The organism is Amycolatopsis echigonensis, assembly GCF_014174495.1.
Taxonomy (GTDB): Bacteria; Actinomycetota; Actinomycetes; order Mycobacteriales; family Pseudonocardiaceae; genus Amycolatopsis; species Amycolatopsis echigonensis.
This window is the reverse complement of record NZ_JACJHR010000039.1, coordinates 54,584-80,336: the sequence shown is the minus strand read 5'-3', so window position 1 is coordinate 80,336 and position 25,753 is coordinate 54,584. Positions and strand designations below refer to the sequence as shown.

General features: G+C 71.5%; 23 protein-coding genes and 1 pseudogene. 8 read left to right on the top strand and 16 right to left on the bottom strand.

Features of this window, described 5'->3' with window-relative positions:
- The first annotated feature begins 30 nt into the window (after positions 1-30).
- Genes H5411_RS25705 through H5411_RS25695 form a run of 3 tightly spaced genes read left to right on the top strand, consistent with a single transcriptional unit; the run spans position 31 to position 3,547 of the window.
- Positions 31-1,365, top strand: a complete 1,335-nt coding sequence (locus H5411_RS25705; protein ID WP_183125268.1) for an aldehyde dehydrogenase family protein — start codon at positions 31-33, stop codon at positions 1,363-1,365.
- Positions 1,362-2,438, top strand: coding sequence for an FUSC family protein (locus H5411_RS25700; RefSeq protein ID WP_101439633.1), 1,077 nt, complete (start codon positions 1,362-1,364; stop codon positions 2,436-2,438). Before H5411_RS25705 ends, H5411_RS25700 begins: the two co-directional genes overlap by 4 nt.
- A 32-nt stretch (positions 2,439-2,470) precedes the next feature.
- Positions 2,471-3,547: an NAD-dependent epimerase/dehydratase family protein gene (locus H5411_RS25695; RefSeq protein WP_101439632.1), complete on the top strand. Its 1,077-nt coding sequence runs from the start codon at positions 2,471-2,473 to the stop codon at positions 3,545-3,547.
- Between the two features lie 120 nt (positions 3,548-3,667).
- Here the strand turns inward: H5411_RS25695 and H5411_RS47810 are convergent, their stop codons facing one another.
- From H5411_RS47810 to H5411_RS25660, 8 genes are all read right to left on the bottom strand, one after another.
- Positions 3,668-4,207, bottom strand: a complete 540-nt coding sequence (locus tag H5411_RS47810; RefSeq protein ID WP_244194971.1) for a flavodoxin family protein — start codon at positions 4,205-4,207, stop codon at positions 3,668-3,670.
- The gene (locus tag H5411_RS25690; RefSeq protein WP_101439630.1) at positions 4,131-5,567 is read right to left on the bottom strand and encodes a UDP-glucose dehydrogenase family protein; all 1,437 of its coding nucleotides are present in this window, start codon (positions 5,565-5,567) and stop codon (positions 4,131-4,133) included. The genes H5411_RS47810 and H5411_RS25690 overlap by 77 nt, the downstream gene beginning before the upstream one ends.
- Positions 5,560-6,498: a glycosyltransferase family 9 protein gene (locus H5411_RS25685; RefSeq protein ID WP_101439629.1), complete on the bottom strand. Its 939-nt coding sequence runs from the start codon at positions 6,496-6,498 to the stop codon at positions 5,560-5,562. Before H5411_RS25685 ends, H5411_RS25690 begins: the two co-directional genes overlap by 8 nt.
- A gap of 82 nt (positions 6,499-6,580) precedes the next feature.
- Positions 6,581-7,267, bottom strand: coding sequence for an SDR family oxidoreductase (locus H5411_RS25680; RefSeq protein WP_101439628.1), 687 nt, complete (start codon positions 7,265-7,267; stop codon positions 6,581-6,583).
- Positions 7,268-7,285: 18 nt separating this feature from the next.
- Positions 7,286-8,665 (bottom strand): D-glycero-beta-D-manno-heptose 1-phosphate adenylyltransferase, encoded by a 1,380-nt coding sequence (rfaE2, locus tag H5411_RS25675; protein ID WP_183125261.1) that lies wholly within the window; start codon positions 8,663-8,665, stop codon positions 7,286-7,288.
- The gene (locus H5411_RS25670; protein WP_101439626.1) at positions 8,662-9,222 is read right to left on the bottom strand and encodes a D-sedoheptulose-7-phosphate isomerase; all 561 of its coding nucleotides are present in this window, start codon (positions 9,220-9,222) and stop codon (positions 8,662-8,664) included. Before H5411_RS25670 ends, rfaE2 begins: the two co-directional genes overlap by 4 nt.
- 20 nt (positions 9,223-9,242) lie before the next feature.
- Positions 9,243-10,877: a carbamoyltransferase family protein gene (locus tag H5411_RS25665; RefSeq protein ID WP_101439625.1), complete on the bottom strand. Its 1,635-nt coding sequence runs from the start codon at positions 10,875-10,877 to the stop codon at positions 9,243-9,245.
- A 133-nt stretch (positions 10,878-11,010) separates the two neighbouring features.
- The gene (locus tag H5411_RS25660; protein WP_101439624.1) at positions 11,011-11,955 is read right to left on the bottom strand and encodes an NAD-dependent epimerase/dehydratase family protein; all 945 of its coding nucleotides are present in this window, start codon (positions 11,953-11,955) and stop codon (positions 11,011-11,013) included.
- Between the two features lie 62 nt (positions 11,956-12,017).
- On the opposite strand from H5411_RS25660, the gene H5411_RS25655 reads away from it, so the two are divergent.
- The 3 genes and pseudogenes from H5411_RS25655 to H5411_RS25645 all read left to right on the top strand — a co-directional run bounded on the left by H5411_RS25655 (position 12,018) and on the right by H5411_RS25645 (position 14,581).
- Positions 12,018-12,887, top strand: a complete 870-nt coding sequence (locus H5411_RS25655; protein ID WP_101439623.1) for a polysaccharide pyruvyl transferase family protein — start codon at positions 12,018-12,020, stop codon at positions 12,885-12,887.
- Positions 12,884-13,738, top strand: a complete 855-nt coding sequence (locus H5411_RS25650) for a glycosyltransferase family 2 protein (RefSeq protein WP_101439622.1) — start codon at positions 12,884-12,886, stop codon at positions 13,736-13,738. The genes H5411_RS25655 and H5411_RS25650 overlap by 4 nt, the downstream gene beginning before the upstream one ends.
- 2 nt (positions 13,739-13,740) lie before the next feature.
- Positions 13,741-14,581 (top strand): annotated as a pseudogene (locus H5411_RS25645) (glycosyltransferase family 2 protein).
- Positions 14,582-14,641: 60 nt separating this feature from the next.
- On the opposite strand, the gene H5411_RS25640 reads toward H5411_RS25645, so the two are convergent.
- The 5 genes from H5411_RS25640 to H5411_RS25620 are packed head-to-tail and all read right to left on the bottom strand — an operon-like array spanning position 14,642 to position 18,692.
- Complete coding sequence (locus tag H5411_RS25640; protein ID WP_101439620.1) at positions 14,642-15,853, bottom strand: glycosyltransferase; 1,212 nt, start codon at positions 15,851-15,853, stop codon at positions 14,642-14,644.
- Positions 15,853-16,785, bottom strand: a complete 933-nt coding sequence (locus H5411_RS25635) for a glycosyltransferase (protein ID WP_101439619.1) — start codon at positions 16,783-16,785, stop codon at positions 15,853-15,855. The genes H5411_RS25640 and H5411_RS25635 overlap by 1 nt, the downstream gene beginning before the upstream one ends.
- A 58-nt stretch (positions 16,786-16,843) precedes the next feature.
- Positions 16,844-17,020 carry a hypothetical protein gene (locus tag H5411_RS25630; protein WP_158242556.1) on the bottom strand — a complete coding sequence of 59 codons (177 nt, stop codon included), beginning with the start codon at positions 17,018-17,020 and terminating at the stop codon, positions 16,844-16,846.
- Positions 17,017-18,219, bottom strand: a complete 1,203-nt coding sequence (locus tag H5411_RS49025; RefSeq protein WP_101439618.1) for a zinc-dependent alcohol dehydrogenase — start codon at positions 18,217-18,219, stop codon at positions 17,017-17,019. The genes H5411_RS25630 and H5411_RS49025 overlap by 4 nt, the downstream gene beginning before the upstream one ends.
- A 20-nt stretch (positions 18,220-18,239) precedes the next feature.
- Positions 18,240-18,692 carry a hypothetical protein gene (locus tag H5411_RS25620; protein ID WP_101439617.1) on the bottom strand — a complete coding sequence of 151 codons (453 nt, stop codon included), beginning with the start codon at positions 18,690-18,692 and terminating at the stop codon, positions 18,240-18,242.
- 124 nt (positions 18,693-18,816) lie between these two features.
- Here H5411_RS25620 and H5411_RS25615 point away from each other — a divergent pair, with 124 nt between their 5' ends.
- On the top strand, positions 18,817-21,201 hold the full coding sequence (locus H5411_RS25615; protein ID WP_183125260.1) for a molybdopterin oxidoreductase family protein: 2,385 nt from the start codon (positions 18,817-18,819) through the stop codon (positions 21,199-21,201).
- Positions 21,202-21,205: 4 nt separating this feature from the next.
- Here H5411_RS25615 and H5411_RS25610 read toward each other — a convergent pair whose 3' ends face one another.
- The gene (locus tag H5411_RS25610; protein WP_183125259.1) at positions 21,206-23,236 is read right to left on the bottom strand and encodes a CocE/NonD family hydrolase; all 2,031 of its coding nucleotides are present in this window, start codon (positions 23,234-23,236) and stop codon (positions 21,206-21,208) included.
- A 72-nt stretch (positions 23,237-23,308) separates the two neighbouring features.
- Between H5411_RS25610 and H5411_RS25605 the strand changes: the two genes are divergently transcribed.
- Positions 23,309-24,199, top strand: coding sequence for an alpha/beta hydrolase fold domain-containing protein (locus tag H5411_RS25605; protein ID WP_183125258.1), 891 nt, complete (start codon positions 23,309-23,311; stop codon positions 24,197-24,199).
- A 9-nt stretch (positions 24,200-24,208) separates the two neighbouring features.
- Here H5411_RS25605 and H5411_RS25600 read toward each other — a convergent pair whose 3' ends face one another.
- Together H5411_RS25600 and H5411_RS25595 are read right to left on the bottom strand one after the other, a co-directional pair.
- Positions 24,209-24,445, bottom strand: a complete 237-nt coding sequence (locus H5411_RS25600) for a DUF2188 domain-containing protein (protein WP_101439613.1) — start codon at positions 24,443-24,445, stop codon at positions 24,209-24,211.
- Positions 24,446-24,467: 22 nt separating this feature from the next.
- Entirely contained in the window at positions 24,468-25,739 is a 1,272-nt protein-coding gene (locus H5411_RS25595) for an ATP-grasp domain-containing protein (protein ID WP_183125257.1), read from the bottom strand.
- Between the last annotated feature and the right edge of the window lie 14 nt (positions 25,740-25,753).

Below are 25,753 nucleotides of genomic sequence, written 5' to 3'. Positions count from 1 at the left end.
ACGCTCGACGACCGGGCCGCCACCCTCGCGATCACCGACCCGGCCGACGGCAGCCCGGTCGGCTCGGTCCCGATGGCCAGCCCGGACGAACTCGACGCCGCGCTGGACCTCGCGCATCGGGCCCAGCCCGGCTGGGGCCGGACCCCGGCCGCCGAACGCGGCGCGGCGCTGCGGGCCGCCGCCGACCGGCTGCGCGCGCACGCCGGCGACCTGGCCGAGATCAACCGGCGCGAAACCGGCCGTCCGCTCGACGAGGCCAAGGCCGGGGTGCTCGCCGGTGCCGGAACGCTCGACCAGTACGCCGAACTGGGTCCGGTGCATCGCGGGCGCAGCCTTCTCGGGGACTTCGCGGCCACCGACCTGATGGTTCCAGAGCCGCGCGGAGTGGTCGTCGCGCTGACGCCGTGGAACGACCCGGTCGCCGTCTCGTGCGGGCTCATCGGCGCGGCCGTCGCCACCGGAAACACCGTTGTGCACAAGCCGAGCGAACGGTGCCCACACACCGGAACGCTGTTCGGCGAAGTCGTCGCCGGCGTTTTCCCCGAAGGCGTGCTGCAGACCGTGCACGGAGACGGCCGGATCGGCGCGGTGCTGGCCGCGAGGAGCGATGTGGACGTTCTCGCGCACGTCGGCAGCACCGCCACCGGCCGGTCGATCGCCGCAAGCGCGGCCGCGACCGGGGCGAAGGCGCTCCTGGAGAACGGCGGCAACGACCCGCTCGTGGTGGACGAGGATGTCGACCCGCAGTGGGCCGCCGAGCAGGCCGCGCTCGGCGCGTTCGCGAATTCCGGGCAGATTTGCGTTGCGGTGGAACGGATCTACGTGCACCGCGCGATAGCCGAGGCATTCACCGAAGCACTCGTCGCAATCGCGCGCGAGAAGACACTCGCGCCGCTCGTCGACACCCGGCACCGCGACCACGTGCATTCCCATGTGGAGAACGCGGTGTCAATGGGCGCCGAGATCCGCACCGGCGGCGAGATCCCGTCCGGACCGGGCGCGCATTACCCGGCGACGGTGCTCACCGGATGCACCAGCCACATGCGGGTGCTGCGCGAGGAAACCTTCGGCCCGGTCGCGCCGGTATGCGTGGTGGACTCCTTCGACCACGGCCTGGCCGAGGCCGCGAACGACGATTACGGACTCGCCGCGACCGTGCTCACCGCGTCGATGGACCACGCGCAGCACGCGTGGCGGGAGCTGGCTGTCGGAACGGTCAAGGTCAACGCCGTCTTCGGGGGCGCTCCCGGCGGCGCGGCCCATCCGCGGCGCGGCAGCGGGTCCGGCTATGGCTACGGGCCCGAACTGCTCGACGAAATGACCCAGACGAAGCTCGTCCACCTGGGCGCGCCCGTACGCGCGTGAGGCCCCGACTCGATCGCACGCCGCTGGGCTGGGCGGCACGCGCGATCCGCGTGCCCGGCAGCGAACGGCGCACCGCGCTGCAGGCAGGCAAGGCGACCGTCGCCGCGGTGGCCGCCTGGCTGCTGGCGACACAGGTGATCGGGCTGTCCCAGCCGTTCCTCTCGCCTTACGCGGCGGTTTTCCTCGTGGAAGCGACCGTCTACCGGAGCCTGCTCGGCTGGGCGCAGCAGGTCGGTTCGGTCACGCTCGGCGTGCTGCTCGCCGCGGGGGTGTCGCAGCTGGTGCCGGAGCAGACGGTGACGCTGGCTCTCGTCGTCTTCGTCGGGTTGCTGGTGGGTTCGTGGCGCAGGCTCGGCAGCTCCGGCGTGTGGGTCGGGGTGACCGGGATGCTGCTGGTCACTTACGGGACCGCGCGGAGTTCGGAACTCCTCGGCGACCGGCTGCTGGAGACCGCGCTCGGCGCCGCCATCGGGTTGGCGGTGAACGTGCTGGTCTTCCCGCCGCTGTACGGCGAGCGGGTCGCCGCGGCGGCCGATCGGCTCGCCGACGCGCTCGCCGGACTGCTGGAGGACACCGCCGAACTCGTGCGCAGCGACGAGCCGCCGGAAGACCTGGACGGATGGCTCGGCCGGATCAGCGACGTGCGCAGTCTCGCCCGGGCCGCCGACGACGCGTCCGGGCTTACCCGCGAAGGCAGGTATCTCAATCTGCGCAAGCGAAGCCGGCATTCGGGGGTGCAGTACGAGCGTTGTCTGCAGACGCTGAGTGCGTTGTGGCCGCCGGTCGAGCAGCTGGTCGAGGCGGTGCGCACGACCTCTGAGGGGCGGGAGCCGTTCGTCTATCCGTGGCCGCGGGCCCGCGAAGCGCTGGGTGAGCTGCTGAAGGAACTCGCGGAGGCGGTGCGGGTGGCCGCGAACCCCGACCGCGAGCCGGACCTGGAGCGGTGCCGGTCGCTGGTCTGCCAGGTGGAAGACCGGCTGGTCTCGTCGCAGGACGGGGTGAAGGCGACGCTCGGGCTGGGCGCGATGGCATTGCCGGTGCGCCGCCTGCTGCGCCAGCTCGACCAGCATTGATTGGCCCTGCACGCGACGGGTACCCGGGGGCAATGAGTGCACAGACCCCACCGGCTTCCCTGCCTCCGCAGCGGATCGCGGTGACCGGGGCGACCGGCAACATCGGCACCGCCACCGTGCGCGCGCTGGCAGCCGATCCCGGCGTCGCGGCGATCACCGGCATCGAGCGGCGTCTGTCGGGCATGCCGCCGCCCAAGACCGAGTACGTCAGCGTCGACGTGGCGCGCGATGACCTGACTCCCGTGCTGCGCGATGTCGACACGGTCGTCCATCTCGCGTGGCTTTTCCAGCCGACCCATCGCCCGGATCTCACGTGGGAGGCCAACGTCCGCGGCTCGCTCCGGGTGTTCGAGGCCGCCGCGGCGGCTGGCGTGTCGACGCTGGTCGTGGCGTCCTCGGTCGGGGCCTACTCCCCCGCTGCCGACGACCTTCCGGTCGCCGAGGACTGGCCGACCCACGGTTGGCCCGGCGCGGCGTACCCGCGCGAAAAGGCTTACGTGGAGCGGCTTCTGGACTCCTTCGAGCGGGCCCATCCGGAGATCCGGGTAGTGCGGGTCCGGCCCGGGTTCGTCTTCCAGCGCACGGCCTCGACCGAGCAGCGGCGGTTGTTCGCCGGGCCGTTCGTGCCAGGCAGTCTTCTCCGGCCGGGCCGGGTGCCGATCGTGCCGGACATCCCCGGCCTGCGCTTCCAGGTCGTGCACGCCGACGACCTCGCCGACGCGATCCGGCGCTGCGTGCTGCGCCCGGTGTCCGGTGCGTTCAACATCGCGACCGATCCCGTGGTCGACCCGGGTCTGCTGGCCCGGCTGCTGCGCGCGCGGCTGGTGCGAGTCCCGACCGGACTGGTCAAACCCGCGCTCGCCGCGGCGTGGCGGATGCATCTCGTGCCCGCGACGCCCGGATTGTTCGACACCGTGCTGCGGCTGCCGGTGATGGACACGTCGCGGGCGCGGTCCGAATTGGACTGGCATCCGGTGCGGTCGGCGGAGGAGACGGTGCAGGAATTCCTGCGCGGCCTCCGCCACGGCGAAGGCGGCGACACCCCGCCGCTCGCGCCGGACAAGCACCGCGGGCACGAGATCGCGACCGGGATCGGGCAGCAGCCGTGAGCCCTGGCCCGGCTGGAGTGCGCATTCCAGCCGGACTGGTCAACCCGCGCTCGCCGCAGCCTGACGGATGCACCGTAAGGCGCTAGGCCGGGCTGCCCACCGCAGCCCGGCCTATCCGCGTCACGAAGCCGGATACTGCTGCTTCCCCAGCAACTCCGCCAGATGCACCGCGTTCCGGACCAGCGTCGCGTTCGTCGAGGCGACCGCTTCCGGCGTCTCGTCCAGGTCCTGGTAATCGCCGCCCTTCATGGCTTCCCCGTTCCAGTACGTGCCGCCCTGGGCCGGGATCGTGAAGCCGATGTCGTTCAGCGACTGGAAAAGATCGGCGGTGATCTTGTGCGCCCCGTCCTCGTTGCCGACCACCGCGACGACTCCGACCTTGCCGAACATCCCCGGGCGGCCCTCGTCGTCGGTCTCGGATTGCTCGGCGTTGAGCCGTTCCACGACCCGCTGCGCGATGCTCGACATGTACCCGACCCAGGTCGGCGTCGAGATCAGCAGGATGTCCGCGGCCGCGACCTTGCGCCGGATCTCCGGCCATTCGTCGCCGTCGCCCAGGTCGGTCGCGATGCCGGGGCGCACGTCATGGTCGGCCACCCGGACCAGTTCGCCGGGCACGCCCCGCCGCGCGAACAGGTCGAGCAGCTGCCGGGCGATCAGGTCGCTGCTGGAGCGGTCCGGCGAGCGCTTGAGGGTGCAGCCGAGGGCGAGAACACGCATCAGGAACCTCCACGGGAGTGCCGACGCCGATCCGGGCGAACCCGGCTTCGGCGAGCACGTCCGGGTCGAGCAGATTGCGGGTGTCGACCACGACCGGCCGGTCCGCCGCTTCGGCGAGCCGGCGCCAGTCGAGGTCGAGGAATTCCGGCCATTCGGTGAGAACGGCCAGCGCGGCCGCGTCCTTCGCGACCAGATAGGGATCGTCCACGACGGTGGCTCCGTCCATTTCGGACTGGACCGCCGGGTCGTACGCGGTGACCTCGGCGCCCTGGCGGACCAGTTCGGCCGCGACCGCGACCGCCGGGGAATCCCGCACGTCGCCGGTGCCGGCCTTGAACGCCAGCCCCAGCACGCCGATGCGGACGCCGTCGAGCGGACCGTCCGGACGACCGGTCGCCGCCGTCCGGATCGCGCGGACCATTCGCGTGCGCTGCCGGGCGTTCACCCGTACCGCGTCGCGCAGCAGGCCGAATTCGACGCCTGCCGAATCCGCGGCCCGCAACAGCGCGCTGGCGTCCTTCGGCAGGCACGATCCGCCCCAGCCCGGGCCGGGAGCCAGGAAGTGCGGCCCGATCCGCGGGTCGAGGCCCATCACCGCGGACACGTCGCGCACGTCCGCGCCGCACTGTTCGCACAGTTCGGCCAGGGTGTTCGCGTACGACGCCTTCACCGCGAGGAATCCGTTGCTGGCGTACTTGGCCAGTTCGGCGCTCGCGCTGCTCGTGCGCACGACCCTGGATTCGGTCGGCGCGTAGAGCTGCGCGACCCGGTCCGCAGCGGGCGAATCCGGCGGATCCGAGCCGACGACCACGCGGTCCGGGCACCGGAAATCGTGCACGACATGGCCTTCGCGCAGGAACTCCGGATTGCTGACCGCGGGAAGGTCCGCGCGGCCGAGGTACTCCGGGATCCGCTGGGCGGTCCCGACCGGCACGGTCGATTTCGTCACCACGATCGTGCCCGGTGCGAGCACGCGCCCGAGGTCGCTGAGAGCGCTGCGAAGCGCGCGCAGGTCCGGCGTGCCGTCCTCGCCCGGCGGAGTCGGCAGGCACAGGAACACCATCGTCGACCTGGCGACCGCGGCGACCTCTCCGGAGAAGGTCAGCGTGCCCGAGCGAAGCCCGTCCGCGACCAGTTCCGCCAGCCCTGGCTCGGCGAGGTCGACGTCACCGGCCCGCAGCCGGGAAACCTTGGCCTCGTCGATGTCTACAGTGGACACTTGGTGCCCCATCGCGGCGAAGCAGGCCGCCGTCGTCAGCCCGACGTAGCCCGCTCCGAGTACGCCGATCCGTTCAGCCATGCGGCACCCCCTCGCGCAGTACCGACTGAGCCGCCGCCAGCACGCGTTCCGTGCTCAGCAACAACAACCCGGCATCCGGTTCGGTGCCGTGCGGGTCGCCGACGTCGCCGACCCACAGCACGACGTGCTGCGGAACGTCCGGCGGCGGGCCCCAGCAGCGGGGGGGCGTCGGGCCGAACAGCAGGACGGACGGCGTGCCGAAAGCCGTGGCGAGGTGGCCGACACCGGTGTCTCCGCACACCACCAGCGCGGCTTCGGCCACGAGCGCGGCCAGTTCGGCCAACCCGGTGCGTCCGGCGAGCACCGCCTCCGCGCCCAGCCCGGCGCGGGCCGCGACCTCTTCCGCGAGAGGGCGTTCGGCCGCGGCCCCGGTGATCACCACGCGATGTCCGGCCGCGGCCAGGTCGCGCGCCACCTCCGCGAACCTCTCCGGCGGCCAGCGCCGGGCGGGGAACGCCGCGCCCGGATGCACGACGACAGCGCCCGGCGCGGGACTCGGCCCGGGCGGCGGCGAAATCCGCAGGTCCCGGCGGTCGGCCGGGCACTGGCCGTATTCGATCAGCCGGCACCAGCGGTCGACCTCGTGGATGCCCGGGGTCCAGTCGAGGCCCGGGATCTCCGGGACCGCCGGATTCCGGTGCGTGAGCAGCGTGTCCGGCAGGACGGCCATCAGGTCGCGGATGCTCTCCGGCCCGTTGCCGTGCAGATTGACCGCCAGCCGCGGCGGCGGTCCCGGCCAGTGCAACGCGCCGAGCCCGGGAGTGGGGAGCAGTTCGTCCACCGCGTCGACCAGGTCGACCAGGTCCCGGAGCCATTCGGGCGCGGCGAGGACGAGCCGTTCTTCCGGGTGCGCCCGGCGCAGGCCGCGCAGTGCCGGGACCGCGGTGAGCAGGTCGCCGATTCCCAGGGCGCGCAGAGCTAGGACGCTCATGGCCGGGTTCCTTCCGCCGACGCGCACACCGCGGGTTCTGGCCGCTCGACGCCGGGTGCCTCGGGCTGCTGGCCCAGCAGGCTCATGGCCACGACCCCTCCTCCGACGCGCACACCACGAGTTCCCGCACCTCCGCGTCCGGCGGCTGGCCGAGCGCGAACGCCACCGTCCCGGCGACGTGTTCCGGCCGGTTCAGCTTCGCGTCCGCGGGCGGGCGGTACTGCTCCGTCCGGTCGTCGAAGAAGCGGGTCCACATCCCGCCGGGCACGAGCAGCGTCACCCCGACCCGGCCGGCCAGCTCCGCCGCCAGTGCGCGGGTGAAACCGACCACGCCGAATTTCGAGGCGCAGTAAGCGGTCGCGTCGCTCACGGCCTTGATGCCGAGCGTCGAAGACACCGTGACGATCCGGCCGTGGGACTGCTCGAGATACGGCAGCGCGGCGCGCACCACCGCGACCGTGCCCAGGAGGTTCACGTGCACGACCCGCTCCCAGTCCTTGGCCGGGACCTCGCCGAGCGGACCGCACGCGTCGATTCCCGCGGCGGTCACCACGCCGTCGAGTCCGCCGGCTCTTTCGGCCACTTCGCGCACGGCTTCCTCGGCCGCGGCGGAATCCGCGAGGTCGACCTGCACGAATTCCACGCCGTCGGCGGGCCGGGCGCGGTCGAGCACCCACGGGGTGCCGCCTTCGGCGCGGACCGCCTCGACCGTCGCCGCGCCGAGGCCGGACGCGCCGCCGGTGATCAGAACGTTGCCAAGAGAACGCATCAGACTCCCCTCGAAGCTTCACTGGCCGGCCGCGGCGGCGACCAGCCTCGTCGTCGAATAGCCGGGCAGGGTCGGCACCAGCACGACCTCGCCGCCGTACCGCTGCACCACCGTCCGTTCGGGCAGCTCCGCCTCGGCGTAGTCGCCGCCCTTCACCCAGACGTCCGGCCGCAGCCGTTCCAGGATCGCGACCGGGGACGATTCCTCGAAGATCACCACCGCGTCCACAACGGACAGCGCGGTCAGCAGGCGGGCCCGGTCCTGCGCGGACAGCAGCGGACGCCCCGGGCCTTTCAGCCGGCGCACGGAACTGTCCGAATTCACGCACACCACGAGTGCGTCCCCGAGCGCCCGCGCCTGGCGCAGCAGGCTGACGTGCCCTGGGTGCAGAAGATCGAAGCACCCGCCCGTCGCGACGAGCCGCCCGCCGGCCGCGCGGACGCGTTCCGCGACCGCGAACGCGTTGCCCGCGGCGAAATCCGGCGTCCGCGAGTCCTCACTGGACTCGGCTGCTCGTCCTTCCTCAATGGACAGTGCGCTGGCCCCGCCCGCGGCGACAAACCGAGCTGCCGCCTCGACCGCGACGCGCACCGCCTCCACCACCGAAGCACCGTCCAGCAACCGGGCCGCCGCAGCCGCCGCGAAGCGGTCTCCGGCGCCGCAAGTATCCATCGCGCTACCGCTGACCTGAGCGCCTTCCGGCACCGAAATCCGCCGCACCGATTTGCCGTCGTCCACCAAGGCGCCCCGGGAGCCGACCGTCACCGCCACCGCTCCGGCGTCCCAGCGTTCCCGCAGCAGACCCGGCATCTCGAGTGCGTCCGGCACCACCGCCGAGGCCTCGCTGGCGTTCGGCGTCACCAATCGCGTGCCCGGCACCGGCTCGGCACCGCGCGGATGCGGGTCCCACACCACCGGAATCTCGGCCGCCAGTTCGGTCAGCACCTCCCGCAGCCGGGGATTCCGGGTGATGCCCCGGCCGTAATCGGCCACCAGGATCGCCCCGGCGCCGCGCAACGCGCGCTCCGCCCGGTCCGGCAAGACGTCGGCGGCCGCGGTTCCTTCGCCGGAATCCAAGCGCACCAGCGATTGCCCGGCCGCGCGGACCCGGGTCTTCGACACGGTGCTCCCCTTCAGCGGGATCGGCACCAGCGTCACTTCGGGTTCGAGCAACCCGGCGAGCGTACGGGCGGAACGGTCCTCGCCGAGTGCGGTCACGAGGACCACCTCAGCCGTCGACCGGGCCGCCAGCAGCGCGGCGAGACCCGCACCTCCGGCCCGCAGCCACCGGCGGGTCACGTCGACCACCGGGACGGGCGCGTCCGGGCAGAGCCGCTCCGCGACGCCCTCGGCGTCCACGTCGAGGAACACGTCGCCGACCACCACGAGCGGCTTCACGCGGGCACCCCGAGCGCGTCGTCCAAGGCTTCGCACAGCGCGTGCACCAACGCCAGATGCAGTTCTTGCACCGTGGCCACGCTCGGCGCGTCGACCGCCACGGCGTCGTCGCACAGCGCGGCGAGCGGGTTCGGCGCGGGTCCGGTGAACGCCCAGGTGGTCACGCCCATCTCGTGCGCCGTCTTCGCCGCCGCGACGACGTTTTGGCTGGTGCCGCTGGTCGACAGGCAGACGAGCACGTCGCCGGGCCGTCCGTGTGCGCGGACCTGGCGGGCGAACAGTTCGGCTTCGTCGTAGTCGTTGCCGATCGCGGTCAGCGCCGAGGTGTCGGCATGCAGCGCGATCGCGGACAACGGACGGCGCTCGCGCCGAAAGCGGCCCACCAGTTCGCCGGTCAGATGCTGCGCTTCGGCGGCGCTCCCGCCGTTGCCGCACGCGAGCAACCGCCCGCCGTTCTCGAAAACACCGGCCAGGTAGGTTCCCCACGCGGCGATCCGCGGGGTGGCGAAACGCATGCGCTGCGCGGCCGAACACAATTCGGCGAAGTGGTCTGCCATGACGGCACCTCCTCGAAAAATCAGCGGTTCCGGTGACGCCGGACCACGAACGGCCCCAACGCCAGAACATCCACCGGAGCCGAACCGAAACACTCCAACGCGTCGCGCGGAGAATCGACCATCGGCCGCCCCGCGGTGTTCAGGCTCGTGTTGACGACCACCGGAAGCCCGGTCCGCTCCGCGAATCCGGAAAGCACTCGCGCGGTCCGCGGATCGTCGGCGGGGTCGACGGTCTGCACCCGGGCGGTGCCGTCCACATGGGTCACCGCGGGCAGCCGCTCGCGCCACGCGTCCGCGACGTCGTGCACGAAAAGCATGTAGGGACTGGGAAACGGGCCGCGCGAGAAGATCTCCGCCGCGCGGTCGGCGAGCACCATCGGGGCCACCGGGCGGAACTGTTCGCGGCCCTTCACGTCGTTGAGCCGCTCCAGGTTCCCGGCGCGGCCGGGGTGCGCGAGCAGCGAGCGGTGCCCGAGCGCACGCGGGCCGAATTCGGCACGGCCCTGGAACCAGGCCACGATCTGGTCGTCCGCCAGCGCCTCCGCCACCGCGGCCGAGACGTCGTCCGGACGTTCGTAGTCCAGTTTCGCCTTCTGCAGCACGGATTCCAGCTCGTCGTCGGTCCACTCGCGACCGAGTGCGGCATCGGACATCGGTTCGATGCGTTCGCCCGCGTCGGCAGCCAGCTGCAGGGCCGCGCCGAGCGCGGTCCCGGCGTCGCCGGCGGCAGGCTGGATCCAGACCGATTCGAACGGGCTTTCCGCGTGCAGCCGGGTGTTGGCCACGCAGTTGAGCGCGATGCCCCCGGCCAAGGTCAGCGTCCGTTGCCCGGTCCGGTCGTGCAGCCAGCGGGCGAGATCGAGGAGCACTTCCTCCAGCACCCGTTGGACACTGGACGCCAGATCAGCGTGTCGCTGCGTCAGTTCCTCGCCAGGAGAACAACGCGGGGCGAGTGCGGACCAGTCGATCGGCTCGGTGCGGAATCCCCCGTCACCGGTCACGTAGACGCGCTCGCGGAGATAGTCGAGATGCACTGGTCCGCCATAGGACGCCAGCGCCATGACTTTGTATTCGTCGCTCGACCGGGCGAAGCCCAAATGTTCTGTGAGGTCCTCGTAGAACAGGCCGAGCGAATGCGGAAGCTTCTGCGCGGCAAGCTCTTTGAACCGTCCGTCGCGATATTCGCCAGCCAGGTACGACGTGCTTTCGCCGCGGCCGTCCGCGACCAGCACCGCGGAGTCGCCCGGCGGTCCGGCCAGCGCGGCCGACGCGGCGTGCGCGACGTGGTGCCGGACGAACCGGACTTTCTTCTGGTCCAGTCCGGACAGTTCGCTGGCGAGGAATTTCGGGGCGCGGCGGGCGAATTCGGTCCGCAGTTCCTCGCCGCTGGGGTCGTGTCCGGCCAGGCCGGGCTCGACCAGGTCCGGATCGTAGGAGAACCCGACCGCGTCGAGGTCCGCCGCGGTGAGCCCGGCCCGCGCCAGGCACCAGCGGGCCGCCTGCCCCGGTTGTTCCCACGCGGAAAACGGCACCGCCTGTTTGCCGTGCTTGCGCCGGCTGAAGCGCTCTTCCTCGGCCGCCGCGACGATCCGGCCGTCGACGACGAGCGCGGCGGCGGGGTCGTGGAACACCGCGTTGATTCCCAGGAAGCGCACCCGCTCACCCCCTTCTCCTCCGGCGCGGACCCCGGCGGTCCGCTGTCCCGGAAGCACTACCCGGCGAAGTCGGGGATAAACGAATCAACCGGAAAAGCCCAGGACGTCGCTACTCACCGAAGCGACGCCCCGGTCACGCCGCGGCGGCCCGCCGCGCGGCGAACCATTCCGCCGTGCGCCGCAACCCTTCCCCGGCCGGAATCCGCGGCGCCCAGCCGAGCTCCCGGCGCGCGAGCGAGATGTCCGGGCACCTCCGGCGCGGATCGTCCACGGCCGGGTCGACGTGCTCGATCCGCGAAGCCGACCCGGTGATCGCGATCACCCGTTCCGCGATCTCCCGCACCGAAAGTTCATCGGGGTTGCCGAGGTTCACCGGGCCGGGGTGGTCCGACCGCGCCAGCGCGAGCAAGCCGTCGACAGTGTCGTCCACGAAACACAACGACCGCGTCTGCCGCCCGCTCCCCTCGACGGTGAGCGGTTCGCCCGCGAGCGCCTTGGTGATGAACGCCGGCACCATCCGGCCGTCGTCGGCCCGCATCCCAGGGCCGTAGGTGTTGAAGATCCGCGCGATCCCGGTGTTCGCGCCTTCGCCGCGCCGCGTCGCACTCGTCAACGCTTCGGCGTAGCGCTTGGCCTCGTCGTACACGCTGCGCGGGCCGATCGGGTTCACGTTGCCCCAATAGGTTTCGCGCTGCGGATGCTCCAGCGGGTCGCCGTACACCTCGCTGGTGGACGCGAGAACGAACCGCGCCCCGCGCGCCGCGGCGAGGGCGTTCTCGGTGCCGATCGAACCCACGCGCAGCGTCTCGAGCGGCAGCCGCAAGTAATCCCGAGGCGATGCCGGTGAGGCGAGGTGGAACACCACGTCGACCGCCCCGGGCACCGGAATCGGCTTGGTCACGTCGTGCTCCAGCAACCGGAACCGCGGATGTCCGGCGACGGCGTCCAGCGCGCCGGGGCGAGCGGTCGAGAGATTGTCCACTGCGGTCACTCTCGCGCCCGCTTCGAGCAGTTTCGCGCACAGCCGCGCGCCTACGAACCCGGCTCCGCCGGTGACTACCGCGTGAGAGAAAACCATGCCGCGCCGGATACCCGGGCAGCGCCGCGTTAACCCCGGGGACCCGCGGGTAACCGCCGCGTATGCGAGTACTCCTGACCGGCTGGGCGAGTTTCCGGCACGGCGAGGCCACCGCGGGCGACGTGCTCAGTCTGCGCGCGGTGAGCGATGTCCTGACCGAAGCCGGGGTCGACCACCTGACCGCGTGGAGCCCGGCGTTCCGCCCCGAGGGCCCGCATCTGGACGACGCCGAGCCGGACGCGTTCACCCACATTGTCTTCGCCTGCGGCCCGTTGCGCGGCACGCAACTGCACGAGCTGCACCGCCGATACCCGCGGAGCCGGAGGCTGGCGGTCGGCGTGTCCGTGCCCGATCCGGCGGACCCCGCGGTCACCGGATTCGACGTGGTTCTCCCCCGGGACGACGGCGACGCCTGCGCTGCCGACCTGTCCCTCGCCACCCGCGTCGAGTCACCGCCGGTCGTCGGCGTCGTGCTCGCGCCGGACCAGCCCGAATACGGCGCCGACCGGCGGCACGAGACAGTGCACACGACCCTCGCCGCCTGGCTGCGCGACCTCGACTGCGGCCGCGTCCCGCTCGACACCCGCCTCGCCACCGACGACTGGCGGCATTGCGCGACGCCGGACCAGTTCGTGAGCACGCTGTCCCGGTTGGACGTGCTGGTCAGCACCCGGCTGCACGGCCTCGCCCTCGGGCTGAAGGCCGGCGTCCCGGTGCTCGCCGTCGACCCGGTCGCGCACGGCGGCAAAGTGACCGCACAGGCGACCGCGCTGCGCTGGCCCGCCGTCCTTCCCGCGGACGCCACCCGAGCCGACCTCGACAAGTGGTTCGAATGGTGCTGTTCCGCCGAAGCACGCGCCCGCGCCGCCGCGGAACACCCGTTTCCCGGGCCGCTGGCCGAACTCGTCGGTGCGCTCGAGGAAATGCCGTGAGCCGGACGACCGTCGTCGTGGCCACCCGCAACCGGGCTGACGAACTGGCGCGCACTCTCGCCCAACTGTCCACAGTAGACCCTCAACCGCCGGTGATCGTCCTGGACAACGGTTCTTCCGACCACACGGCCGACATCGCCGCTTCCTTCGAGCAGGTCCGCGTCATCCGAAGCCCGCACAACCACGGAGCCACCGCGCGCAACCAAGGCGTCATCGCCGCCCGGACTCCGTATGTCGCGTTCAGCGACGACGACTCCTGGTGGGCTCCCGACGCACTCTCCCGCGCCGAGAAGCTCTTCGACGCTCACCCTCGGCTCGGCCTCCTCACCGGACGGACCCTGGTCGGCCCGGAAGAACGCGAAGACCCCATCACCCCGGCCCTCGCGCACAGTCCGCTAGGGACTCCGCCGGACGCGCCCGGCCCGCTCGTGCTCGGTTTCCTCGCCTGCTCCGCGATCGTGCGGCGGTCGGCTTTCCTGCAAGTCGGCGGGTTCAGCCCGATGCTGCACTTCGGCGCCGAGGAACAGCTGCTGTCCTACGACCTCGCCGCGGCAGGCTGGCAGCTCTGCTACGCCGAAGACGTGGTGGCGCACCATCATCCGTCGCCGTCCCGGCCGTCGCCGGGCTGGCGTCGGCGAGCCGAGGCCCGGAACCAGCTGCTCATCGCCTGGCAACGGCGGCCGGCCGACGTCTGCGCGCACCAACTGCGGCGGTTGCTCGCCCGCGCGCCGAGGGAACCGGGTCTGCTCGCCGCACTCGCGGCCGCCGCAGTCCGGCTGCCGCGGGCGCTGGCTCGCCGCCGGGTGCTGCCCGCCGCGATCGAACGACAAGCCCGGCTGACGGAGGGATGAGCATGGAGGACCGCGCGTCTGTCGTGGTGATCACGCACAACCGCCGCGAACAGCTGCGGGAAACGCTCAAGCACCTCGTCGCGCTGCCGGAGCGTCCGCCGATTTTCGTGGTGGACAACGCTTCCACCGACGGCACCGCCGATCTCGTCGCCCGCGACTTCCCCGAGCTGCGGCTGATCAAGCTCGACCAGAACCTCGGCGCGGTCGGCCGCAACATCCTGGCAGCCCGGCTCCCTCGCCCGCGCCGCCGACGTGCTGGACGCGCACCCCGGCCTCGGTTCGGTGACCGGACGCTGCCTGGTCGAACCGGATTTGCGGGAGGACCCGATCACGCCGGAACTGCGGTTTTCGCCGGTGCCCGGCCCGGAATGGCTGCCCGGCCCCGCGCTGCTCGGGATCATGGCCGGGCTGACGATGGTCCGGGTGCGCGCGTTCCGCGACGTCGGCGGCTTCTCGCCGCGCATGTGGCTGGGCGGCGAGGAGGAATTGCTCGCGCTCGACCTCGCCGCGCTCGGCTGGCGGATGTGCTGGCGGGAGGACGTCGTGATCCACCACGCCCCGTCGAAGCTGCGCGATCCGCGCCGGCGGCGGGGGCTGGGGATCCGGAATACGTTGTGGACGTTGATGTTGCGCCGCCCATGGCGTTCGGTGTTGCGCCGGGGAGCCGCCGTGCTGGCTTCCGCGCCCCGGGACCGGACGACGGTCGCCGCGGTGGCGGAGTGCTTGCGCGGACTGCCCTGGGTGCTGCGGGAGCGGTCGGTGGTTCCGGCCGAGGTCGAGCACGGGTTGCGGCTGCTGGAGGAACCCCAGCGCAAGTCGGCAGCCCGGCGTTACACCGGCTGACCGGGAGGCTTGCCGGGCCGGATCAGCGAAGAGCCGTCCGGCCCGGCACGCTCCCCGGCGTCACGGCACCGCGGCCCAGCCGGACTCCCCCACCGGCATGGCCTTCTCGTACGCCCGCACAGTCTCGGCCGCGATCCGGTCCCAGGAGTACCGCGCCCGGACCCGCTCCTGCCCCGCGGTCCCCAGTGCTTCCAGCTCCGCGGGCTCGTCCAGCAACGCCCGCAACCGGGCGGCCAGCCGCGCCGGATCGCGCGGCGGCACCAGCCGCCCGGTGATCCCGTCCACCACGGTGTCCGTCAAACCGCCGACGGCAGCGGCCACCACCGGAACCCCGCAGGCCATGGCCTCGAGGGGAACGATCCCGAACGGCTCGTACCACGGCGTGCACAGCACCGCGTCCGCCGAACGCAACAAGGCCGGCATCTCAGCCCGGCTCACCTGCCCCGCCAGCTGCACCCGGTCGGCCACCCCGAGCTTCTCCGCGAGCCGCTGCAACCGCTGGGCCTCCGGGTCCCGGGAAAGCGCTCCGGAAGCCGGTCCGCCCGCGATCACCAGCTCGGTCTCCGGCACGCGAGCCAACGCCGCGATCGCCAGGTCGAATCCCTTGCGCGGCACCAGCCTCCCCACCGAAACGACCCGCTTCGGCGCGTTCCGCGGCGCGACCGGGCCGCCTCCGCCGAACCGGTCGAGGTCGACCCCGCACGGCACCACCGAGATCCGCTGCCGCGGCACCCCCTGCCGAGCCAGTTCGAACACCTCGTCCGAGCAGGTCGCGACGATCCGGTCGACCTGCTTGCCGATCATCCGCTCCAGCCGCATCCGGTCCGGCGGGCTCGTGTCCGCGTCCCCTTGATGCCGCCGCTTCACGACGCCGAGCGCGTGAAAAGTCTGCACGGTCGGCACCCCGGCCTCGCGCGCGGCGAGAACCGTGGCCACGCCGGACATCCAAAAGTGCGCGTGCGCCACGTCCGGCGGCTCCTCCGTCCACCGGTCGCGCAGCCAGCTGCCGAATTCCCCCATGTACGGCAGAAGCTCGTCCTTCGGCAGCCGCCGCGGCGGGCCAGCCGGTACATGCACCACGCGGTAGCCCGCGGGCGTCTCCACCGTGTCCGGCGAGTCCGGGTCGTCGCGGCGCGTGTAGACAGTCACGTCGTGGCCGGCGCGCACCAGCGCCGCGGAAAGGTCGGCCACATGGACGTTCTGGCCGCCCGCGTCCTCCTCCCCCAGCGCGGCGAGCGGGCTGGCGTGTTCGGACACCATCGAGATCCTCATCAGACTCCTTCCGCAGCGGGGACGGTTTCGGCGAGCAGGCGGTCCCAGCGCGACAAGAACGCGTCGAGGCCGAAGTGCGCCAGTGCGTGTTCGCGGGCCGCTTTGCCTGCCAGCACGGCGAAATCCGGTTCGTGCACGAGTTCCCGGAACCGGCGCGCGAGCACTTCGATGTCAGCGGAGCACACCCCGGCGTCCGGCGGCACCGCCGAAGGCGCTTCCGTGGAGGCCACCGCGACGATCGGCATGCCCAGGTGCATCGCTTCCAGCAGCGACAGCCCCAGCGACGTCCAGCGCGCGGTGTGCAAGTACACGCGGTGCCGGGCGAGTTCGTCGTGCAGCCGCGGCGGACGCACGTCGCCCTGTCCGCCGGGCAAGCCTTCGGTGCCCATGCCGAACACGTTCACCGGCGCGATTTCGCGGAACGCCGGCAGCAGGTCGGCACCGGTCACGCGGGCGCGGCGCCGCGGTTCGTTGATCATCGCCGCGCCCGCGGGCAGCTCGCCGGTGTAGCGCTCGCCGGGGTCCGGGATGCCGTGCGGGATGACGACCACGGGCGCGATCCCGTTGTCCCACATCAGCGCGTTGTACGAGGTGACGTGCACGATCGGCACCTCGTCCTGGTCGGCCATCGGATGCCGGGAGACCGCGGCGCCGTGCCGCGGCGCGTTGTGCTCGACGTACACCATCGGCACCCGCGAGCCCAGCTGCGGCCGGACGAACGCGGCTTCCTCCGGCCGCTGGAGCACGACCACGTCCGGCCGGGCGTCCGCGAGCCGGTCGACCGGGACCTCGGTCACCGACGGCCAGTCCCGTCCCGCCCGGCCCAGTCCCCACGGCGCTCCGTCCGGGCTCGCCGGGACGAAGTACTCGTGCCGGCCGCGGACGAACGCGTCCGTCCACGACCCGTGCACGTGCCAGAGCAAGATCCTCATGGGACTGGCTTAACCGCGGATTTCGACGTTAAACCAGCCGTTGTACCGGGTACTCGGGTCAGCTTTCGCCGCGGAAATTGTCGCCCAGCTGCGGATGCCCGCGCTTCGACCGGCCCTCCTCGTCTTCCAGCGGGCTCTCCGGTTCGGGCCGCCGGGGCGGCTGCTTCTCGTCCTTGTCGACCTGAGTGCGGCGCGGGTTCGCCGTCTGCTCTTCCACGGGGCGTTCCTCGGTCATGCCGCCTCCAGCACGGTCTTGAGCCAGCCGTCCTCGCGCCGGTCGAACGACTCGTACGCCTCGATCGCCGCCGTCGGCTCCTCGCGGCGCGTGATGAACGCGGTCGGGTCGACGACGTCGGTGCGCACGAGGTCCAGCAGCTCCGGCAGGTAGCGGCGATGGTTGCAGTTGCCCAGGTGGATCGTCAGGTTCTTGTTCATCGCGGTCCCGAACGGGAATCCTTCGAACCCCGGCGGGTAGACCCCGATCACGCCGATGCTGCCCGCCTTCGCAACCGCGTCCACGGCCCAGCGCGCTGCCTGGCTCGGCGCGTCGCCCGGCACCCACAGCTCGCCGTCCGGTGCCGCGTCGGGCGCGACCTCGGCACGTTCCTGGTCGAAGTGCGAGGTCTCCGCCGGTGCCGCGGGACCGGTCTTCGGCCGTTCCGCGTCCACGCCGACCGCGTCGATCACCCGGTCCACGCCGATCCCGCCGGTGAGTTCGCGGACAAGCGCGACCGGGTCCTCCTCGTTGAAGTTGATCGTCTCGGCGTTCTGTTCGCGCGCCTTGTCCAGCCGGGACGCGATGCCGTCCACCGCGAACACCCGGCCCGCGCCCTGGCGTTTCGCCGAAGCGATCGCGAACTGGCCGACCACGCCCGCGCCGAGCACCAGCACGCTGTCCCCGCGGCTGATCTCGGCCAGGCGCGCGCCGAACCACGCGGTCGGGAAGATGTCGGACAGCAGGATCGCGCGGTCGTCGCTCACCGCGTCCGGGACGCGGACCAGCGACGTCATGGCGAACGGGACCCGCGCGTACTCGGCCTGCAGCCCGTCGACCGAGCCGGTGGCTTCCGGCCCGCCGAAGAAGCAGGTGCCCGCCGACGGGCCGTTCGGGTTCGCGCGATCGCATTGCGCGTAGTAGCCGGAGCGGCAGTAGGAACACGTGCCGCACGAGATGGTCGACGGGATCACCACGCGATCGCCGGGCGAGAACCCGCGCACCGCGGGCCCGACCTCTTCGACGACGCCCACTCCCTCGTGCCCGAGCACGGTCCCTTCGGCCATGCCGGGCATCGTGCCGCGCACCAGGTGCAGGTCAGTGCCGCAGATCGCACTGCGAGTGATGCGCACGATCGCGTCGCTGGGTTCGAGAATTTTCGGGTCGGGCACCTCGTCGAGCCGGATGTCCCCAGTTCCGTGCCACACCACAGCCTTCACTTCGTTCGCTCCTCCTCACGTCACCAGTCCGGGCGGCGGACCGCCGGAAGCCGGTCGAGCGTCGACGCCACCGCCGCGGCGACTCGCGGTTCGGTCAGCGGAGCGCCGGCCGGACCGTGCGGGAGCACCTCGACCTCGACCCCGGCCTCGCGCACCGAGGCGACGCGCGTGCCGTGCGCGGCGAACCATTCACGGGACGCGCGGCCGTCGCCCTCTGGGTCGGGCCCGACGAGCAGCACCGAGCGCACCGCGTGCGGGTACCGTTCGGCCAGCCGCAGCGCGACCGGCGCCAGCTGGCCGCCCGCCACCACGTCGGCCAGCGGACGAGTGCCCGCCGCCTGGTCGAGCAGCGTCGGGGCCTTCTCCGGCGGGCAGTGCACGACCCGGTGTTCCGGCGCCGCCTGCCGCCAGCCCGGCGGGGCCTCGCCGCGGGCGCCTTCGTCCAGGACTACGAGCGTGCGGTGCTCAGTCATCTGCCAGGACCTCCTCCGCGCGGGCCTCCTCTCGGCGCGTACCCGAGGGGTCGCGGGCGAAACCCGGAGTTTGGCCGCCGCCTGCCGGGGTACCCGCGCGAGTCGGCTGAAAGAGGGAGACAGGGTGCGGGACGGAATCGCCGAACCATGGGGCACGCGCACGCCGTACGGCCCGGGCGAGGACTGGCCGGTGCGCGTCGACTGCCACCTCGCCGACGGCCTCGAGGTCGGCGACGTCGACCGCTGGGTCCGCACCGCCGCGGTCCTGCACTCGAACGGCGACGGCCTCGACCTCGCGGTGAAGGACGGCCGGATCGCCGGCGTCCGCGGCCGGGCCGACGACCGCGTCAACCGCGGACGGCTCGATCCCAAGGATCTCTTCGGCTGGCAGGCCAACAACGCGCCGGACCGGCTGCGCACGCCGCTGGTCCGGGATGACGGCGTGCTCCGCGAGTCCACTTGGGACGAAGCGATGGACCGGATCGTCCAGCGCAGCCGCGCGGTGCTCGACACCGAAGGACCCGGCTCGCTCGGCTTCTACACCAGCGGACAGCTTTTCGCCGAGGAGTACTACACCCTGGCCGCGATCGCGCGCGGCGCGCTCGGCACGAACCATCTCGACGGCAACACGCGGCTGTGCACCGCGACCGCGGGCGAATCGCTCAAGGAGAGCTTCGGCTGCGACGGCCAGCCGTCCTCCTACACCGACATCGACCACGCCGACGTCATCGCACTCTTCGGGCACAACGTCGCCGCGACGCAACCGGTGCTGTGGTCACGCATCCTCGACCGGATCGCCGGTCCGCGCCCGCCGCGGCTACTGTGCGTCGACCCGCGGAAGACCCCGGTCGCGGAGGCGGCCGAGCTGCATCTGGCTCCGCTGCCCGGCACGAATGTCGCGCTGCTGAACGGAATCCTGCACGAGGTCGTGCTCCGCGGCTGGTGCGACGACGCGTGGATCGACCAGCACACCGTGGGGTACGACGATCTCGTCAAGGTCGTCCGCGACTATCCGCCCGAGCGCGCGGCGTCGATCTGCGGCGTCCCGGCGGACGACATCCGGGCCGCGGCAAGGCTGGTCGGCACCACGGATCGGCTGCTGTGCACGGTGCTGCAAGGGTTCTACCAATCGCATCAGGCTACGGCCGCGGCGGTGCAGGTGAAGAACCTCGTGCTGCTGCGCGGAATGCTGGGCAGGCCGGGCTGCGGGGTGCTCCAGATGAACGGCCAGCCGAGCGCGGAGAACACCCGCGAATGCGGAGCCGACGGCGACCTCACCGGGTTCCGGAACTGGAACAACGACGCGCACGTGGCTCAGCTGGCCGAGCTGTGGAACGTGCCGATGGAGCAGATCCCGCACGACGGCCCGCCGACCCACCTGATGAAGATGCTCGGCCTCGCCGAGAGCGGCGACCTGAAGTTCTGGTGGATCTCCGCGACCAACCCCGCGGTGTCGCTTCCCGAACTGGCCCGGGTCCGGAAGATTCTCGGCCAGGAAAGCCTTTTCCTCGTCGTGCAGGACGCCTTCCGCACGGAAACCGCGGAATTCGCCGACGTGGTGCTGCCCGCGGCAATGTGGGGCGAGAAAACCGGGACCTTCACGAACGCCGACCGCACCGTGCATCTGTCCGAGAAGGCGGTCGACCCGCCCGGGCAAGCGCGGCCGGACCTCGACATTTTCCTCGACTACGCCCGCCGGATGGACTTGCGCGACCGCGACGGCGCTGCCTTCCCGCCGTGGCACGACGCCGAATCCGCATACCAGGCTTGGCAAAAGGCTTCCGCCGGACGGCCCTGCGACTACAGTGGACTGTCCTACGAGAAGCTCCGGGTGGTCAGCGGAGTCCAGTGGCCGGTCGGCGAAGCCCATCCGGACGGCACCGAGCGGCTTTACGCCGACGGCACGTTCTTCGCCGACCCGGACTACTGCGAGGAATACGGCAAGGATTTGCACACCGGCGAGCCGGTCAAGCCGGAGGAATACCGGGAGTACAACCCCGACGGCAAAGCCATGCTCAAGCCGGCCGAGTACCTCGTGCCGGCCGAACCGCCCAGCGCCGACTACCCGTTCGCGCTGATCACCGGGCGGACGCTGTACCACTTCCACACCCGGACGAAGACCGGCCGCGCGCCGCAGCTGGAGACCGCCGCCCCGGACGTCTGGGCCGAGCTGTCCTGCCGCGACGCCGAACGCGGCGGAATCGCCGAGGGCGACCTGATCGAGATCCGGACCCCGCGCGGACGCGTCCGCGCCAAGGCGCGCCCGTGCGGGATCCGCGACGGAGTGCTGTTCCTGCCGTTCCACTACGGCTACTGGGACACCCCCGACCCGACCGGCGCGGACGGCGTCCGCGCGGCCAACGAGCTGACCATCACGGACTGGGATCCAGTGTCGAAGCAGCCGCTGTTCAAGACAGCCGCCGCGACGCTGCGCAAGATCTCCGACGGGACTCCCCAGGAAGCCATCGCACTCGGCGACCGGGCGGTCTCCGAACAACTCGTCGAATAACCCGTCACAGGAGATCGCGCGGCACCCGGCGATGCCAGTTCCTCGACACCAGCCGCCGGTCCCCCTCGTAGCCGTCCAGCTGAGCGTCGATCACGAACTCCTCCGGGGTGCAGCTGACCCGCGTGTACGTCTCCGTCCGGACCAGCCAGTCGTCCCGTTCGAAGGTCACCGTCCACGAGGTTTCCGCGGCCGGGGAACAGAAATCGTCGGCAACCCAGGTGTAGCACTCGTGCACGTCGCGGGTGATTTCCAGGTCGATGTCGTCGTACCGGATCGTGCCGGAGTTCTTCACGACGTCCAATGCCGAGTGGTAGGCGACCAGGTCCCGCGAAACCGTCCACTTCTGTTCCGGCCGGCTCAGCTGCGTGGTCGGCAGCGGCGGCGTCCCTTCCGGCTCGCCGAACTCGTCCGGGGCGACCTCGTCCGGTTCGCCGGTCGGCCGCACCGGCAGGGTCAGCGCGCTCGCCCCGGTCCGCACGGAGAGAGTAACCGGTTTCGGCGGCGGCCACGCGAGCGGCCAGTACGAAGTGGACAGCGCGAGCCGGATCCGGTGACCGGCCGGGAACGCCTGCGCCACCCCGTTCAGTTCAAAGTCCACAGTGCACTCTTCGCCGGGGGCAAGGGGTTTCGGTTCCTCGTGGCCGTCCCGGTGCGTGAGGTTCAGCAGGCCGTAGGTCACCCGCGTCGCCCGTCCGTCCGGGGCGACGTCCGACAGCCGCGCGGCCACCATCGCCACCGGCTGGTCCGCCGAGACCCGCAGCTTCACCACCGGCGCGCCGAGGATTTCGCAACGGTCGGCGAGCACGTCCGTGTCGAACACGAGCGACCCGCCGTCCTCCTCGCGCTGGTCGTACGGCAGGTCCGGCGGCGCGCTGTACGACGCCCATTTCCCGGCGAACTGCCCGACCGACAAGGGCGAGGAAACGCTCAACGGCTCCTCGGCCACCGGCTCGCCGGGCCGCGCGAGCCGGTGCCGCGCCAACGCGTAGTCCGTCGGCCGGATGTGCGGCGAAGGCCACTCCGACTCCCCGACCCAGCGGCCCGGACGGTCCTCATAGGACGTCGACGGCGGCACGCTTTCCTGCATCCACGTGCGCAGGACCGGGCCGTCCATCACGCCGTTGTCGACGTCCTTCAGCCAGTGGTCCCACCAGCGCACGACCTCCTGCAGGTACCCGATCGCCGGACCGGGCTCGCCGAGGTGCGGGTACTTGTGCGACCACGGCCCGATCAGCCCGCGGCACGGCACGTCGAGATTCGCCAGCAGCCGGGTGACCGCGTTGGAATAGCCGTCGGCCCAGCCGCTGGACGCGAGCACCGGACACTGCACGCCGGCGTAGTCCTCGGAAACCGAGGCGTGCCGCCAGTAGCTGTCGCGACGCTGGTGACGCAGCCACTGTTCGGCCCACAGGCTGCAGTTTTCCAGCCGCTCCAGCCACATCTCGCGCCAGCGGTCCCCCACCAGCGCCGGATCGGGCGGCATCGTGGCCTCGCCGAACATCGTCCCGGACTCGGCGATGTTGTCCGACAGCAGGCAGCCGCCCATGTAGTGCATGTCGTCGGCGAACCGGTCGTCGGTGAACGACGAGATGACGATCGCGCCGAGGCTCGGCGGTTTCCGCGCCGCCACCTGCAGCGCGGCGAACCCGCCCCAGGAAATGCCCATCATGCCGGTGCGCCCGTCGCACCACGGCCGGTCGGCGAGCCAGGCCAGCACGTCCTCGGCGTCTTGTTGTTCCTGTTCCAGGTATTCGTCCGCGAGCACGCCCTCCGACTCGCCGGAGCCGCGCAGGTCGACGCGCACGCAGGCGTAGCCGTGCCCCGCGAGATAAGGATGGTGGATCGAGTCGCGGACGGACGTCAGGTCTCGCTTGCGGTACGGGATGTACTCGACGATTCCCGGCACGGGCAGCGATTCCGATCCGGCGGGCCGCCAGATCCGCGCCGCCAGCCGGGTGCCGTCCGAAACCGGGATCCGGACGTCCTCGTCCTCGATGATCTCGTACGGCAGCGAGGGGAGTGCGCGCGTGATCATGTCTGCCGGGTACCCGGCCCGGCGCGCGCGAAACGGTGTTGCCCGCGGCGGGAAATCGGGTATCCGTCCGGCATGATCAGCCTGAAAGCCCAGCTGTATCAGGCCTACCTGCGCGCGACGCGGCAGAAGGCCTTCTACGACGACGCCCGCGTGCTGCACCAGCGCCTGCACCGCCACCAGCGGCCGTCACAAGCCCGGCCGCCGCGGAAGCTGCGCAAGCGTTTCGACCTCGAGCACCGGGAGGTGCACGGGTACGCGTGCTGGACCGTGCGGCCGCGCGCCAAGGCCGGACTGCATGTCTTCCACCTGCACGGCGGCGGTTACGTCGAGGAAATCGAATCGCACCACTGGGAGTTCGCCGCTGATCTGGTGCGCCGGCTCGGCTGCACGGTCACGCTGCCGATCTATCCGCTCGTCCCGCGGCACAGCAACGTCGAAACGCTCCCCATGGTGCAGGCCGCCTTCGAGCAGACCCTCGGCGCCGAGCCAGCGGAAAACACCGTCCTGTCCGGGGATTCCGCCGGTGCCGCACTCGCGCTGGCGGTCGCGCAGCGGCTCCGGGACGAGGGCCGGCCGCAGCCGAAACAGACGATTCTGCTGTCCCCGTGGCTGGACGTGACGCTGGAGGACCCGATTTCGGTCGTGCTGGACGAACACGACCCGATGCTCGGCATCACCGGGCTGCGGGAGGCGGGCAAGATGTACGCCGAGGGCACGGATCCGCACGACCCGCGGATCAGCCCGCTCTACGCGGACCTGACCGGACTCGGGCCGTTCAGCTTGTTCATCGGCACCCGCGACGTGCTCCTCCCGGACGCCCGCCGCTTCGCCGCCCGCGCCCGTGACGCCGGGATCGACGTCGACTACGCCGAATACCCCGGCATGTTCCACAACTGGCTCATGCAGCAGATCCCCGAGGGCCGCCAGGCGCGCAACCATCTCGAACGCATCCTCCGCCGCTGACCCCCGGGATCACTCCGGCTCCACGGGAAGCGGCACGCCGCGACGACTCGTCCGGTAGTCGTCGCGGCTCGCCACCTTCCCGTCCTCGGTCCGGACAATGTGGACAGATCGCCGAGCCTTCGCCATATGCCGTCCCGTTTTCACCGCTTCCTCACGGGACTTCGTCGTGTTCGCCGCGCGCTGATGCCCCTCCACGCGGTTCTTCCACAACTGGTTCTCATACAGCGTCTCGACGTCGCCGTCCACCTTCGCTCCTCCCCTTCAGCACTCAGTCCTCGAACTCGAAGCGCAGCCGTTCCGTGCACGTCCGGTACTTCGCCTCGAGGTCGTCCTCGGTGTCCGCGCCGATGATCAGCTCCGCCAGTTCGAAGGAGTAGCTGTCCTGCTCAGGCAGGTCGGACAGCCGCTGGCCTTCCTCCGGCGTGATCGAGACCGTCGTGCCGCCGAGTTCCTCGCACAGCGCGGAGATCTCCGCCTCGGTCGGAATCCGGGTCACCACCGCGTCGCCGTCGAAGCGGCGCACGTAACAGCGGCCGGCGATGCGGTACTGCCCTCGGCCGCGCGGGAAGCGCGGTTCCAGCCCGAGCCCGAGCCGGACCATGATCTCGTGGTTGGCCACGCCGTCGACCAGCTCGAACAGCTCCGCGTGCGACTGCGAATGCCTCGGGTTGATCTCCAGCAGGCACACCTGCCCGGACTGCAGGTCGCAGAAGAACTCGATGCTGAACGTGCCGTTCTCGAAACCGACCTGGCGCATCACGCGTTCGGCGATGTCGGCCATCCGCCGGACGGTCTCGTCCGGCAGCTGCGACGGGTATTGGTGCCGCAGAAACGAAGACCGGCCGGGGAAATCGAGCGAATCCAGCGCGGCGTAGACGTGCACCTCGCCCTTCCAGACGTACCCCTCGACCGCCGCCTGGACCCCGCGCAGTTCGGATTCGGCCAGGCACGCGGCCCCGCCCACCTCGGCGATCTCACGCGGCAGATCGACCTGGCGCAACACGTCCTCGAACGGGTCCCCGACCCGTCCGACGCCCTCCCGCAGTTCCTCGACGGCGTCCGCGAAGCCCTGCTTGTCCCGCACGTGAAACGCCAGTTCCGACGAGAATCCCTTGACCGGTTTCAGCCACATCGGGAAGTCCACCCCCGGCGGCGGCTGCGGGTCCCCGTCCAGGTCGACGATGCCGAACGGCGGCAGTTCGTCGATCACCTTCCGCTGTTCGAGCCTGCTCCAGTACTTGTGCTCGCATTTGAGCACCGCCGGGAGCGGCACGTGCGGGAGGCCGTGCTCCTCGCACAGCAGCGGGGCCATGCTGGCGGCCGGGAAATCCCAATAGGTCACGATCGCGGCGGGCTCGCCGTCGAAATCGTCCAGCTGCTGGCGGGCCTTATCCATCAGGTCCGGGAAGTCGATCTCGCCGTGCTGCAGCTCGTCCGGGCTGAGCAACGGGCGGAACCGCAGCCCGGCCGCGGACGGGAGTCTTCTCAGGATGCGCTCGTTCTCCTCGTCAAGACCGAGCACGAACACGTCGTCTGTCATCGTTTCGCTCTTCC